The sequence below is a fragment of the Paenibacillus oryzae genome (genome assembly GCF_001675045.1).
Classification (GTDB): domain Bacteria; phylum Bacillota; class Bacilli; order Paenibacillales; family Paenibacillaceae; genus Pristimantibacillus; species Pristimantibacillus oryzae.
This window is the reverse complement of record NZ_LYPA01000080.1, coordinates 119327-132797: the sequence shown is the minus strand read 5'-3', so window position 1 is coordinate 132797 and position 13471 is coordinate 119327. Positions and strand designations below refer to the sequence as shown.

Sequence of the window (13471 nt, the reverse complement as noted above, 5' to 3'; positions counted from 1 at the left end):
TTTATTTTGTTTATTCAAGCCTTTTTGATCAAAAGCCGCATTGTATTGTCTTTGACATTCACTGGTCTTAGGAGTAACTTAGTCTATATATTCAAATAATCAAATATTAAGATAGATAGAAGGTTGCTAACATGAAATGGAGCGGAAGATTTCAAGGGTATCACGGAGCCGCGTTTCGCAAAGACGCTATCTCCGGCTTGATTGTCGGAATTATCGCGATCCCGTTAGGCATGGGTTTTGCGATAGCGTCAGGAGTAAAACCGGAATACGGCCTTTATACAACAATTATTGCCGGTATCCTGATTTCCTTGTTCGGAGGCTCCCGCTTTCAAATCGGCGGACCAACCGGCGCCTTTATTCCCGTTTTATTAGGCATTATTTTGCAATACGGCTATGAGAATCTGCTTATTGCCGGGTTTATGGCCGGCTTTATCCTTGTGGTGATCGGGCTGCTGCGGCTTGGCAGCTTGATTCGGTATATTCCCCGCCCCGTCACCATCGGCTTTACGGCGGGTATAGCCATTTTAATTTTCAGCGGACAAATCGCTAACTTCCTGGGCTTAAGCGGCATAGAAAAGCATGAACGCTTTCTACCCAATATGATCGAAATTGGCAAGCATATCGGTACCTTCAACCTCTATAGTCTGCTTACCGGAGGCGTTTGCCTCGCGGTTGTGCTTGTTTTGCCGCGCATATGGCCAAAAATTCCGGCTGCGCTTGTAGGGCTGGCGGCATCAACTATTGTAGCGGCTCTCTTTTTCAAAGGGGATGTGGCGACGATCGGCTCTTCTTTTGGTGAAATATCGGCTGCGCTGCCCCAGTTCAGAATTCCCGATATTACAGCAGATCGGCTAATTTCTCTCATTCAGCCTGCTTTTATTATCGCGATGCTGGGAGGCATCGAGTCGCTGCTATCCGCCGTTGTTGCGGATGGGATGACGGGGGGCCGCCACAACAGCAACCGCGAGCTGGTGGGGCAAGGAATCGCCAATATGGTCACTCCATTGTTTGGAGGAATTCCTGCCACCGGCGCTATTGCCAGAACGGCAACCAATATTAAAAGCGGTGCGGTTTCACCCTTGTCCGGCATTATCCACGGGGTTGTTGTGCTGCTGGTAGTCGTGCTTTTTGCGCCTCTTGCTTCCCATATCCCGCTATCCGGCATGGCTCCCATACTAATGCTGGTTGCCTGGAATATGTCGGAACGCAAGGAGGTTGCACGTATATTGAAGGCGCGCTCCAGCGACTCCCTTGTGCTGATTGTTACGCTGGTACTGACGGTATTCACGGAATTGACTACAGCGGTAGCCGCGGGCTTGCTGATTGCATTGGTGCTGCATGTAAGACGTTCTGGCCGTTCCCTATTAATTCACAAGGTGATGCCTGACCAGGACTCCAGACTGAAACAGGTGCTTTCGGGTATGGTGGGCAGCGAAAAGGATTGTCCGCAAATTGGCATTTTTACGATCGACGGCCCCTTGTTTTTTGGAGCATCGGGCAGCTTTGAAGAAGCCGTTTCCTCTAAAATGGAGCCAATGCCGAAAATTTTGCTGCTGCGGATGGGCAAGGTTCCTTTTATCGACATGACGGGGGAAGCGGATCTTGAACGTTTATCGAAACGGCTCGCTAACAAAGGAGGCATGCTTTTGCTGTCCCGTGTCAGGGAACAGCCGCTCAAGCTGCTGCGCAGCACGGGACTGCTGGAGCGCATTGGCGAGGAGCATTTCTTTGCGCATACCGGCGACGCCATTGATTATGCCCTGCAGCAGCTAGATCGAGACGCTTGCCGCAACTGCAGCCAATACGCCTTCCGCGAATGCTCTGCTCTGCGTCGAGGAAGGGATACGCATTTGCAATCGGCAGAAGCCAGAAACGGCAAAAACGCCCTGCCCGCTGCTTTGTCGGGTCAAGGCGTCTCCTATTAAAATCAAGTTCCGTTCAAATCGGTCCTGCCAAAATCCCGGGCTGCCTTAAACGTCACTTTTAAGTGCAGCCTCCGCTGTAAAGACTACATCATCCGCGATGACAATTAGTCACACCGCTTGCTCGCCTTGCAGGCTGCTGGACATCATATCTTTTCTACGGAATATCGACAATAGCAGCCCCACGACCGCAAATTCAAATAGCGAGAGAGAGGTCAAGTTGATCAATGGCAACGAAAAGCCCATAATCGGCAAGAAACCAAGACACATGACGAAGTTCCATACAAATTGCACACCAAACAAACCTGTCAAACCAATGGTCAACAATTTTGCGTATTCATCCCGTAGCTTCATCCCCGTTTTGATCATACGGGTCACAAACAAAAGCACAACGCTGACGATGGCTGCGCCAAATACCCAGCCCAAGCTATGAATCAGGTAAGGAAACAGCATTTCACTGTAGAAATAAGGCAAAGCGAGACTCTCTGACGGAATGCCCCAGCCTTTTCCCCATAACCCTGCTGAAGAAATGGCATTTATAGATTGTTTGGTTGCATAACCTGCATCTGTATCACGATAAAGAAAACTCGTTAGCCGTTCACCGATGTAGGGAAATCGTTCGTCATGGAACCATACCAATTTCACCGTTAACACCGCCAAGCTTCCAGTTAACGCCAGAATGAGCTTGAACCTGCCTGAGGCTGCCAATAAAATGGTTAAGCCCATGGCATAAATCAGCAGCGGCACCAACGAATATACCTCTAAAAAGAAAAAGCCGGGCACTAACACAAAAAGAGCTAGCTCCTTAAATAAAATCATTATCTCAGCAACCGGTTTTTTGTCAGCAGGAAAGCTTTTGCCGCTACCGAGGCTTTTTTGACGATGAATCATACCGGCAGCCGCAATAATAAGAAGATAAGGAATCATATCTTTCACATTAAATGAAATGATTCTACCTATAAAGAGCCATCCTTTCATCCCATTAATTTGCGGTCCAAACATCAAGCTAGCAAGCATCAAACCAACGGTAAGCATATACACCAAAGAGGATAAATGCAGCAGCCTTCTGTAGTTTAAAAAAGCTATTGAAAACATTATCGCAATCGCTATGGTAGCAATAATTGCTTTTACAGTCGCGAAATTATTGCCCCACTTAGAGTTGAGTAAGGTACTATGGAGCAGCAATAACGATACAATTGCAATAATGACTATGGCCCCAACAAATAGAAGCAGGCCCCAATCGGTTTTGGGACGATGAACCTTATGTAAGCTTTCTCCAATTTCAACCGGGTTGCCCATTTGCTTGATTGCTTCGGCTATGGCTTCTTTCTCGCTTTTACCCTCGGCCTCAACAAGTTGCTCTACACGATCCTCCAGATGACCCAGCAATTCCTCTCTGATGTCGCTATGCATTTCTTTGGCCCTTACTTCGCGACATACGCTATCCAGAAACTCGGAGACATGAGGATTCTGAAGTGAATTTTGAAGTGGATTGTGAATATGGCGTTCTGTCATACTCCACCCTCCCCGATCACTACATTAACGGTTGAGCTGAACAAATTCCATTCGGCTTGTTTTTCCTTTAGCCCTTTCCGTCCTGCGTTTGTAATCCGATAATACTTCCGCTTTCTTCTACCTTCCTCGTTCCAATAAGCCTCCACCATCCGTTCTGCCTCAAGCGTGTGCAGGATAGGATACAAGGTTCCTTCCTTGAGGGTAAACACACCATTTGATTTTAGCTCGATTTCCTTCGTCATCTCGTAGCCATACATGTCCTTCCGATCCAGCAATGACAAAATCAATATAACGGTACTGCCTTTCATTAACTCTTTGTTGATCTTCAAAACCAACCTCTCCCTCTAATTGCATTCTAATTCAATGCATCGAATATCTATGTATAAGTGTATAGGAATGTGGATTGACTTGCAAGAGCGACCTTTTAGAAATCAATTCTGTCATCCTTGATTCTGGGCTGGGTTTTGGGTTTGGGTTTGGGCCAGGTTTTGGACCGGACTTTGACCTGGATTCCAAACCAGATCAATTTCTACGGACATCGCTGACCTTTAGAGGCTTCTTTTGGCGGGATATCAGTTTGTAAAGGACATTGGCGTCCGTAAGCCCCAAAAATTGTGCTCGTACACGCCATTTTGGAGCACTAAAGGACAAACATGGCCGTTGTTCGAGGAAAATCCAGCCATTTCATCTTCTAACGGTCATCAACGACCAGCAAATATCAGTGAATACAAAAAAAGCGCAAGCCAAAGGCGGAAAAGAGCAATTGGCCCTTATTCCATCCTGAAGCTGCGCTTTTGAGGCATCATCCCGCTTATTTGCGCCTTTTTTGAAAACGGCTGTACATAATGAACGCCGCTGCAATCATGGCTACAAAGCCAACGTTTGAAGCCGCGGCTGCCTCCATCCCAAAAAGCATACACAGATTCGTTACAAGGCTGTTTGACAGCAGCGCTACTGCCACCAGCATAATCGGACGCCAAATATTATATCTTCTCAAGATGCTTCAACACTCCCGCCTCTAAAATCGATAATAGCTGCCCTTCTCCGTCTGCCCGTATGCTCATAAAAGCGCAAGTTCGGACAGCATAAGTGTGTCACGGCAACTATACCAGTTTTGCGGTGTGTTGTCCATTTGCGTTTCAGCCAGGATCGTCCAGAAAATTACCCTTGCTGCTTTGTGAAAACACCGCTATGTCGGGTTAATTCGACACTTGGAATCATATCCTTTCTGCGGTATATGGACAGCAGTAAACCCACTGACCCAAATTCAATAATAGAGATGGAACTCCAATTCATTAAAGGCAGTTCAAAACCAATAATAGGTAAAAGACCGAGGCACATTACTATATTCCACACAAACTTTACGCCAAAAAGGCCAGCCAAACCTATTGTCAGCATCTTGCCATAACCATCCTGCAGCAGCCTTCCTAACGAAATCATTCTGGCTACAAAAAGAATCACAATGACAACAAGAACAGCGCCAAACACCCAGCCCAGGCATTGAACCAGATAAGGAAATAGCATTTCGCTGGAGATATTACGCAAGTTTAATCGTTCAGTAGGAATACCCCAGCCTTTTCCCCACATTCCTGCCGACGAAATAGCATCTACAGAATGTTTAGTTGGAATACCCGCATCTGAATCAGGTTGAAGAAAGTGTGTGAGTCTTTCTCCGGCATACATGAGGCGATTGCCCGCAGTCCATAATACAAGCAAGGTTAGCATACACATACTTCCAGCCGCGATCAAAAGCAGCTTAATCCTGCCCGAGACAGCCAGTAAAATGGCTAATCCCAATGAATAAATCAGCAACTGGCCTAGACTTGGAGCCATCGAAAAGAAAAAAACAGGCACTAACACCAAAAGCACCAATTCTTTAAGCATAACCATTTTTCCGGAACTCAGATTTTTGATGCCAAGAATGCTTTTGGGGTGATAAAGCATACCAGCGGCCGCAATTATTAATAGATAAGGAGCAGCTGCGATAACATTAAATCCAACTGGCCCAAAAACGATCCATTCTCTGCTGCCATTAATCTGCGCACCGAATAACAAGCTTATAAACATCAATCCAATTGTGAATATGTATAATGCAGTGGAAAAGCGAAGAAGCTTCCTGTAATTAATAAATGCCAAAACAAACATAACCGATATCCCCGCAGCACCGCCAATTATTCTTGTGGCAAACGGAAAAAGCAAATCGCCTAAGGGATCGTTGGCGTAGGAGGCTGAAAGAGTTAACAGCGATACAACCGCAATGATCACCATAGCCCCTACAAGCAGCAACAAACCCCAATCCGTCCTGGGACGGTGAACCTTATGTAAACCTTCGCCAATGGCAACCGGATTGCCCATTTGTTTAACCGCTTCCGCTATAGCTTCTTCTTGGCTTTTTCCTTCTACATCAACGAGCTGCTCAACGCGATCAGACAGATGGCCCAGCAATTCCTCCCTAATGTCGGTATGCATTTCTTTTGCCCTTACTTCGTGACAAACGCGATCCAGGAACTCGGAGACTAGAGGATTCTGAAGCGAATGTTGAAGTGGATGGTGAAGATGGTCTTTCATCATACTCCGCCCTCCCCGATTACCACATTAACGGTTGAGCTGAACAACTTCCATTCCGCTTGTTTTTCCTTAAGTCCTTTACGTCCTTCGTTTGTAATCCTGTAATATTTCCTTTTTCTTGCTCCCTCCTCGTTCCAATACGCCTCCACCATCCGCTCTGCTTCAAGCGTGTGCAGGATAGGATACAGCGTGCCTTCCTTAAGCGTAAACACACCCTTCGATTTCAGCTCGATTTCTTTCGTCATCTCATAGCCATACATATCCTTCCGATCCAGCAGTGACAATATCAAAATAACGGTGCTGCCTTTCATTAACTCCTTGTTAATCTTCAAAACTAACCTCTCCTTCTATTTACATCCCAAATCTATGCATCGATTATCTATGTATAAGTATATAGGAATATTGCTTGACTTGCAAGGCAAACTATTCAGAATCAGGAAATGGGCAAAGAACTACACTATCTGTTGAAACTCATTAACTTACTATTGTTGATTTACATTATATTTTATAGTAGAATGAATGTATTAAAAGGAGGCGTCAATCATGATGGAACTGGGCATTAGCACGTTTTTGGAAACAACGCCACATCCCGTTACAGGGGCGCGCATCAGTCATGCGGAACGGCTGCGCAACGCCGTAGAAGAAATTGTTGTAGCCGATCAAGCCGGGCTTGACGTTTATGGAATAGGCGAGCATCATCGGGAAGATTATGCAGCCAGCTCGCCGGAAATGGTGCTCGCGGCTGCGGCAGCTCGCACAAGCAGAATCAAGCTGTCCAGCGCGGTAACCGTGCTGTCTTCGGCCGACCCTGTCCGCGTTTATCAAAACTATGCAACCTTGGACGGCATCTCCAACGGACGCGCAGAAATTATGGCAGGACGCGGTTCCTTTATCGAGTCGTTCCCGCTATTTGGCTATAGTCTTGATCATTATGATGAATTATTTGAACAAAACCTGGAGCTGCTGCTTAAGGTTCGGGATAATGAAAAGGTAACCTGGCGCGGCGGACACCGCCCTGCCATTAATAATCGGGGTGTTTATCCGCGGGCTGTCCAGGAACAGCTTCCCGTATGGATCGCAAGCGGCGGCAACCCGGAATCCGCTATTCGCGCCGGCACGCTGGGACTTCCTATCGTATTCGCCATCATCGGGGGTATGCCGGAAAGATTCGCCCAATTAGTGGACCTTTACAAAAGAGCGGCCAAGCAAGCCGGACATGATCCGGAGAAGCTGCAAATCGCCTCGCACTCCCACGGCTTTATCGCCGACACGACCGAGGAAGCGGCAGATATGTATTTCCCGTATCATCAGGTTCAGCTTAACACAATCGGCCGCGAGCGCGGCTGGCCTCATTATGACCGGGCGGCATTCGACTCCTCCCGCAGTCTGCGCGGCGCGCTGTATCTCGGCGATCCCGAATACGTTGCCGAAAAAATTATTTTGCTGCACAAAAACCTTGGCCTTACCCGCTTCTTCCATCATGTCGATGTTGGCGCAATGCCACATCGCGATGTATTGCGCTCCATCGAGCTGCTGGGAACAAAGGTAGCTCCTATCGTACGCAAGGAATTGGAGAAAAATAAAAGCAAGCAAGACTAACCCCTCCAGTAATGCCCATTGCAACGCCCTTCCGCACAGCAGTGCCCTTACGCATCGCAATGGGCAAACAAAAACAAGCGGCAAACCCTTTGGGGAGGCCGCTTGTTTTTGCGTTTCGCGCGGTTTAAACTACGCTTTTAGCCGATTTTCATCACACTGTCTATCTATCCATTCAGATTCTTGCGCGACGAGGTAATCCTTGTTTATTGCACTGCCTTAATCAGTTGGTCAGCCCCTTGAGATGGGATGAGCGTTGGCTTATTGCTGCTGCAGAGGCTTTAGTTGCTGCTATAACGCGAAGCAGGCAGCCCTTTTACACCGGGGATATAAGAGAACACCCCTCCCGCCAGAGGCTCCTTTGCAAGCTTTTCCTCGCTAAGCCCAACTCTTGCCGAAGTAATGTACAGCACGTCCAGATCTTTGCCGCCAAAAGCGCATGAGGTGACCTGCGAAACCGGGAGCTCAACCTTGTCCAGCTGTTTTCCGGTTGCAGGGTCCCAACGGGTGATGCAGGAGCCGCCCCAATGGGCCAGCCATATTTTGCCCTCCGCATCTACTGTCATGCCATCAGGGGAACCAAGCTCGGACGGTACCTCCACCAGCGGCTGCCTTTCACTTATTTCTCCGGTAGCGCTGTCATAATGAAAAACATCAATCCGCCTCGTTGGCGTGTCGATATAATACATCCGGGTTCCATCGAGGCTCCATCCCAGGCCGTTGGAGCAGCGAATATCCTGCACCTTCCTATGTATTTCCCCGTCCTTGTCCAGCATGTACAACGAGCCTGAAGCTTCGGGACCGCTTAATGGCATAGTACCCGCCCAGAATCGTCCAGCAGGATCACATTTGCCGTCATTAAACCGATTGCCCTCCAGATCCTGCTCAGGGTCTCCAATGAATTCAAGCTGTTCCGTTTCAGGGTCCAAATAATGCAAGCCATTTTGCAGGGCGCAAACCAGACGCCCATCCTCCGATTCCACCACAGCTCCTATCCGCGCGCCAACCGAAATACTCCGGCGTTCGCCGGTTTCGAGCTGAAGAAATTCAATACAGCGCCCCTCAATATCTACCCAGGCCAACATTCCTTGATCTGCCAGCCAAAGAGGTCCTTCACCCAGCTGCGATTTAACGTCCAGCACCAAATCTGCTTTTTGTCCCATTTTTGTCGCTCCTTCTTCAAGGCAGTTTTTCACTCATTGTGCGATCTATTCTCCTTTAATCAAGGCAGCAATCTCTTCAATAACAATGTTTGGTTCATCCTGATGTATATAATGATCGCTGTCAGCGGCCATCCGGCATTTGCTTGACGTAGAAAGCCGCTGAAAATTCTCTTGCATCTTTTGATCTATTTTCATTATCTCTTCATATGGCCATTCGCCATTATCGCCACCCGGTAAACCTCGTATGAGGATGACAATATCCAGATCACTTTTCAGTATGGATTCTGCCGCTTGTTTATAGCTTAGCGGCTTGTCGATTCTCTCACGATTCATCAACGGGTTTGAATAGTTTTCCTTGTTTTGGGCAAGGAGCTTATCGGGCAGCACCTCTTCATATGCAAGCTCCTTGTATTCGGCAGCGGCATCAATAAGAACCAGACCTGATACATGATGGGGATACCGGCTGGCATACAGTCTCGCGATGAGCCCGCCAAACGAATGGCCCGCCAGAATATAGGGATGCGGTACGTCAAGCGTTATAAGCAGCTCTGCAAGCTCCTCAGCCAAATCAACGCAGCTTCGCGGGCCGGATACCGATTGGCTCCTGCCCGTTCCCGCCCTGTCATAGGAAAAGGTGGAAAACTCTTGGGAGAGCCGGGATTGCACAACCTCCCAAGTATCGCTGCTATCGCCTAATCCAGCTATAAAAACAATGGTTGGCGTTCCCTTATTTACATATTTGCTATAAAGCATGCTGCCGCCACATTGAGTAAATGATTCCGTATAGGTGACGGCTGAAGAATGAATTGTAATTTTTTACATCTCCTTGAAATCATAAAGTCCGAATAATTACAGGCCCAGCTTTTTGCCTTTTTCCAGGCGTTGAATGTGGGCTTCGCCCGTGTCCGCCAGCTCCCTGAATTGCGTTATGGTGTCGCGCATTTTTGGCAAGGCCTCCTGCTTGTAGGTGCTGATGGATTCAAATGCGGACAACACATCGGTAAAGGCTTGCTTGAGCGTGTCGACCGAAATGCTGGATTCCAGGGACTGCTTATGAATGGCGGCTCCCTGCTCCTTCAGCATGCGGGAGGTTCCGCTAATAAGAGCATCCGTTGTTTTATTGAGCATTTCAATTTTTTTGAGCACGATTTGCTGATTATATAGGGCGCTCGCTACCGTTACGGCGATACGCAGAGCAGAAACGGTTACGTTCCGGGCGCGGTCTACGCCGCGAATCAATTCCTTGTTGTTGCGCATGACCACCTCAAGCGCCATGATGCCCTGCTGATTAACAACCATCATCTGCTGCATATCCATGACGCGCTGACGCAGCGGGAACAGCACCTCCTCCGTAATAAACTGAATTTTGTCGGAGGTTTCGTTGCGCAGCCGGGCCGCTTCGATTTGGGATTCGATCTCCGTATCCATCAGCGTACCAAGCTGAATTTCCTTTTCCAGCTTTTTTGTCAGCTCGCGCAGCGCCTGCTGCTCAAATTCCAGCGTCGTATTATCGTTGCGCAGCACCGTTTTCCCTTTATCCAAAGAAACGATAATATCGGTAATGACAGAATCCGCACGCTGATACTTGGCAAAATAATTGCGAAGCGGATTAAAAAATTTGCCCAGGAACCCCGTTTTTGCAAAATCAATGACGCTAGGGTCCAAATCCTTTAGCTGAAGATTAAGCTCGGTCAAACCTTTTGCCACGGCTCCGCCTTCGTCTCCCGTCTTGGACAAATTGCCTACAGAAACCTGGAGCAGCGAATTTTTTTCCGAGGAGGATCGCATCGTATTTAACCCGAAGCTGTCGATGGATTGCAGAATTTCCCTGCGCTTATCCAGCGATTCCACGTCCAGCTCCAGAATGGAGGCGACATTGCCCGCCGCAAGCTTTTTAAGCTGGGCCATTTCCTCCGTATCCGGCTTTACCTCTTCCTGTATGGCCGTTTTGATCACTTCAGGACTTACCACTTCCATTGTAAAAGACATTGCAGCCCCTCCTTCAATTAGTTACATTTGTACATTCAGCAAATTTCCGATTTTGTAAACGACGTCGTCCGTGTCCGCATTGATGCTTGCCGCTTCGTTAATGCTGGAAATGCTTTGCAGCGCTTTGATATTGGCGTTGTAGCCAATGGTATAAACCGGAATTTTGTAGGTTTCGATCAAGCTTCGAATATCGTTGAGCGAGTTCCCTTCGTTGGTTTCGCCGTCGCTCAGCACGAAGATAAGCGGCCTCACGCTTGGATCGGCGGCCAATTCATCCTGCAGCATTTTCATGGCAACAACAATGCCGTCAAAGGTTGCGGTTCCGCCGCCAGCCTGCAGGCTGTTGATCGCTCCAACAAACATGGATTGCTGATTAGCGTCGTATTTGCCGATAGGCAGATTAATGGCGACATTGCTGGAATATGACACAAACCCGATTCGGTTATCTCTCCCCAAATATTTCTGGCCTTTTAGCAGAGACTCCTTCAGCCGGTTAAGCGGCTCTCCTCCCATGCTGCCGGAGACATCGGCGACAAACACAGCCGCGATCGGCTTATTGCCGTCTTTTTTCTCCTTCCACAGCTTCTGGGCCGAAGCCAAAGTGGCGCCGTCGGGAGCTTCCAGCTCAGGGGAATATTCCTCCAGCCCGTTAAAGCCTTTATCCGTTCCCAGCTTCTGATATTTGTCGCTAGCAACAAAAGCCGCAAATTCCTTCAAAATTTCGACCTTGCCCTGCGGCAAATCGCCGAGCGTATACAGCGGACTGTCATGTCTTACGCCAAACGGGGTGAACACATAGCCGCTTTTAAGATCGGCTGCGTTGACATAGGTCTGATACTCCAGAACAAATGCGTCCAGCATGCCCGTTTTGGCGGCATCGCGCATTTGCAGCGTCGTGGATGCAATAAACGGCACGTTGGCCTGGAATTTCTCGAAGCCCGCAATCGCCGTTTCTCCCAGCAGATCGGAGCTGTCGAAGGTCGAAAGCGCCGTAACAAGGAAGTTTAGGCCGGTCGAGCTTGCAAAAGGATCCGTATAGCCCATAGCCAGCTCGTTTGCCGCAATGGCGTCCGTCAAGGTTTTAATATTCATGGAGCCGTATTTGTCCATCAGCTCATCATATTTGGCTTTGGTGGACACAACGCCGGTTACGTTGCCGACTAATCGTTTGGAAATAAGCTCCGCCGGAATGCCCTCCGCCTTAACCATCTCGCCCCATAGCTCGTTGGAAGGCGTAAAGGCATCCGGAATATATTTGCCGGAGCGGATAAAATCAGCTGCCGTGCCTGAAGCGATGTTGCGAATTTTGACGGATACGGGCTTGCCGTCTACAGTAATTCCCGCTTTATTAAACTCCTCCGCAACCTCGTTCAGCCAGCCGTCGACACCGGTGCCCGATTTTTCAGTGGAAGAAAAAATTTCGACATAATCCCCTGTTGAGTTTTCAACGGATACCGGAAACTTCGAGATGTCCGGCAGCGAGTCCGCAATCGATACAGGATCAAGGTCGATCTGTCCCTTGATGGGTTCGGCAACCGTCACCGAAATTTTATTGTATAGCTTTTCCAGTCTTTTGGCGGCATCCTCTGTCGAAACCTGAGTCTGGGACTTGCCCAGATTGGAGGTCAGATTGATTCCGTAATAAACCGCCCCGAATACGGCTGCCAGAATCAGTGTCATGACCAGTATCGCTTTCCCCTTTTTCATGAATTGCACTCCCCCTCTTAGCTGATTGTTTTCTGTTTCTTCATTCTACTACTTGTATCTTTTATTTATTATAGCTTGCTATTACTTGCTAGTGCTTGCTATTGCTTATAATGCTTCGTTTGCACGATCAGCGCATTTAGCTCCTGAATGCCATTGATATCTTCGATATCGCCGCTGTACGTCCCGCCAAGACGGGCCATCTCCAGCAGCAATTGGTCAAGCTTCAGCAAAATTTCTTCGTTAGCTCCGACGTAGCGGGCAACATCGTTCATATATTGCTCACGCAGCACCTTTTTCTGCTGGGCAAGACTTCCTGACAGCCTGCTGAAGCTCTGCTCCGATATATCCGACAGCTCCCTGGGGTCAAACACCGCAAGCTTGTTCAGAATGCTGCGAATGTTGCCATAAAACAACCCTTCGACTTCCTCGACAACTCCGGCAAACCGCCGGTAGCTAAGCTCCGTCTCCTGAAACCGCTCGCCAAGCGCATTCATTAGCAGGCTTTTGCGGCGGACCATTCGCTCCAGCTGATCCATCGCCAGTCTGATGTCTTTTTTCAGCAGCTTGTTATCCCGATAAAAGGCAAGCGCCTGAGCAAAATCCTCATGCGTTTTGGCCTCCTTCAAAGGCATCGGCGCCGGAGAACGCAGCAGCCAGCTATAGCTGCCGTATAGGAAGGCCATCAAGCTGGCAGCAATGACGGTTGCGCCCAAGGCAGCCTCCAGCGGGCTTCCTCCTATAATCTGTATGCCAAGCAGACCGGGCGACAACACTGCGATATTTACTAAGGCAATAACTCCCACCAGCCCCAGCAGCTTGGCGATATTACCGATTTTCATGACCCCACTCCCCGATGCCCCAAAAAGGCGCTTTACTGAATTGCCGCACGATCGTAGTTTATATTTCTTTATTACGCATGTTTTTGATCTGCGATGCAATTTGTTTTCGACAGGCCTTCCTATCTTTTCCTTGTCTGCCGATAATGTTTATATTGCTATAAAAGACAGGTTG

At 48.4% G+C, this 13471-nt stretch carries 12 protein-coding genes; 2 read left to right on the top strand and 10 right to left on the bottom strand.

The window, feature by feature from the left end:
• The first annotated feature begins 131 nt into the window (after positions 1 to 131).
• On the top strand, positions 132 to 1925 hold the full coding sequence (locus A7K91_RS24575; protein WP_068687131.1) for a SulP family inorganic anion transporter: 1794 nt from the start codon (positions 132 to 134) through the stop codon (positions 1923 to 1925).
• Positions 1926 to 2033: 108 nt separating this feature from the next.
• On the opposite strand, the gene A7K91_RS24570 is transcribed toward A7K91_RS24575, so the two are convergent.
• The 5 genes from A7K91_RS24570 to A7K91_RS24545 all read right to left on the bottom strand — a co-directional run bounded on the left by A7K91_RS24570 (position 2034) and on the right by A7K91_RS24545 (position 6337).
• Positions 2034 to 3437, bottom strand: a complete 1404-nt coding sequence (locus tag A7K91_RS24570) for an FtsW/RodA/SpoVE family cell cycle protein (protein ID WP_068687130.1) — start codon at positions 3435 to 3437, stop codon at positions 2034 to 2036.
• On the bottom strand, positions 3434 to 3766 hold the full coding sequence (locus A7K91_RS24565; protein ID WP_068687129.1) for a PadR family transcriptional regulator: 333 nt from the start codon (positions 3764 to 3766) through the stop codon (positions 3434 to 3436). The genes A7K91_RS24570 and A7K91_RS24565 overlap by 4 nt, the downstream gene beginning before the upstream one ends.
• Before the next feature lie 482 nt (positions 3767 to 4248).
• Positions 4249 to 4434 carry a hypothetical protein gene (locus tag A7K91_RS24555; protein WP_068687127.1) on the bottom strand — a complete coding sequence of 62 codons (186 nt, stop codon included), beginning with the start codon at positions 4432 to 4434 and terminating at the stop codon, positions 4249 to 4251.
• Between the two features lie 164 nt (positions 4435 to 4598).
• Entirely contained in the window at positions 4599 to 6008 is a 1410-nt protein-coding gene (locus A7K91_RS24550; RefSeq protein WP_068687126.1) for an FtsW/RodA/SpoVE family cell cycle protein, read from the bottom strand.
• The gene (locus A7K91_RS24545) at positions 6005 to 6337 is read right to left on the bottom strand and encodes a PadR family transcriptional regulator (protein ID WP_068687125.1); all 333 of its coding nucleotides are present in this window, start codon (positions 6335 to 6337) and stop codon (positions 6005 to 6007) included. The genes A7K91_RS24550 and A7K91_RS24545 overlap by 4 nt, the downstream gene beginning before the upstream one ends.
• 214 nt (positions 6338 to 6551) lie before the next feature.
• On the opposite strand from A7K91_RS24545, the gene A7K91_RS24540 reads away from it, so the two are divergent.
• Positions 6552 to 7604, top strand: coding sequence for an LLM class flavin-dependent oxidoreductase (locus A7K91_RS24540; protein ID WP_068687376.1), 1053 nt, complete (start codon positions 6552 to 6554; stop codon positions 7602 to 7604).
• Positions 7605 to 7882: 278 nt separating this feature from the next.
• Here the strand turns inward: A7K91_RS24540 and A7K91_RS24535 are convergent, their stop codons facing one another.
• The 5 genes from A7K91_RS24535 to A7K91_RS24515 form a co-directional block, all read right to left on the bottom strand.
• The gene (locus A7K91_RS24535) at positions 7883 to 8764 is read right to left on the bottom strand and encodes an SMP-30/gluconolactonase/LRE family protein (RefSeq protein ID WP_068687124.1); all 882 of its coding nucleotides are present in this window, start codon (positions 8762 to 8764) and stop codon (positions 7883 to 7885) included.
• A gap of 45 nt (positions 8765 to 8809) precedes the next feature.
• A complete protein-coding gene (locus tag A7K91_RS24530; protein ID WP_082967731.1) occupies positions 8810 to 9517 on the bottom strand; it encodes an alpha/beta fold hydrolase in 708 nt (235 codons plus the stop codon).
• A gap of 96 nt (positions 9518 to 9613) precedes the next feature.
• Positions 9614 to 10753: a toxic anion resistance protein gene (locus A7K91_RS24525; RefSeq protein ID WP_068687123.1), complete on the bottom strand. Its 1140-nt coding sequence runs from the start codon at positions 10751 to 10753 to the stop codon at positions 9614 to 9616.
• A 21-nt stretch (positions 10754 to 10774) separates the two neighbouring features.
• On the bottom strand, positions 10775 to 12460 hold the full coding sequence (locus A7K91_RS24520) for a vWA domain-containing protein (protein ID WP_068687122.1): 1686 nt from the start codon (positions 12458 to 12460) through the stop codon (positions 10775 to 10777).
• Between the two features lie 98 nt (positions 12461 to 12558).
• A complete protein-coding gene (locus tag A7K91_RS24515; RefSeq protein WP_068687121.1) occupies positions 12559 to 13299 on the bottom strand; it encodes a hypothetical protein in 741 nt (246 codons plus the stop codon).
• Positions 13300 to 13471 lie beyond the last annotated feature (172 nt).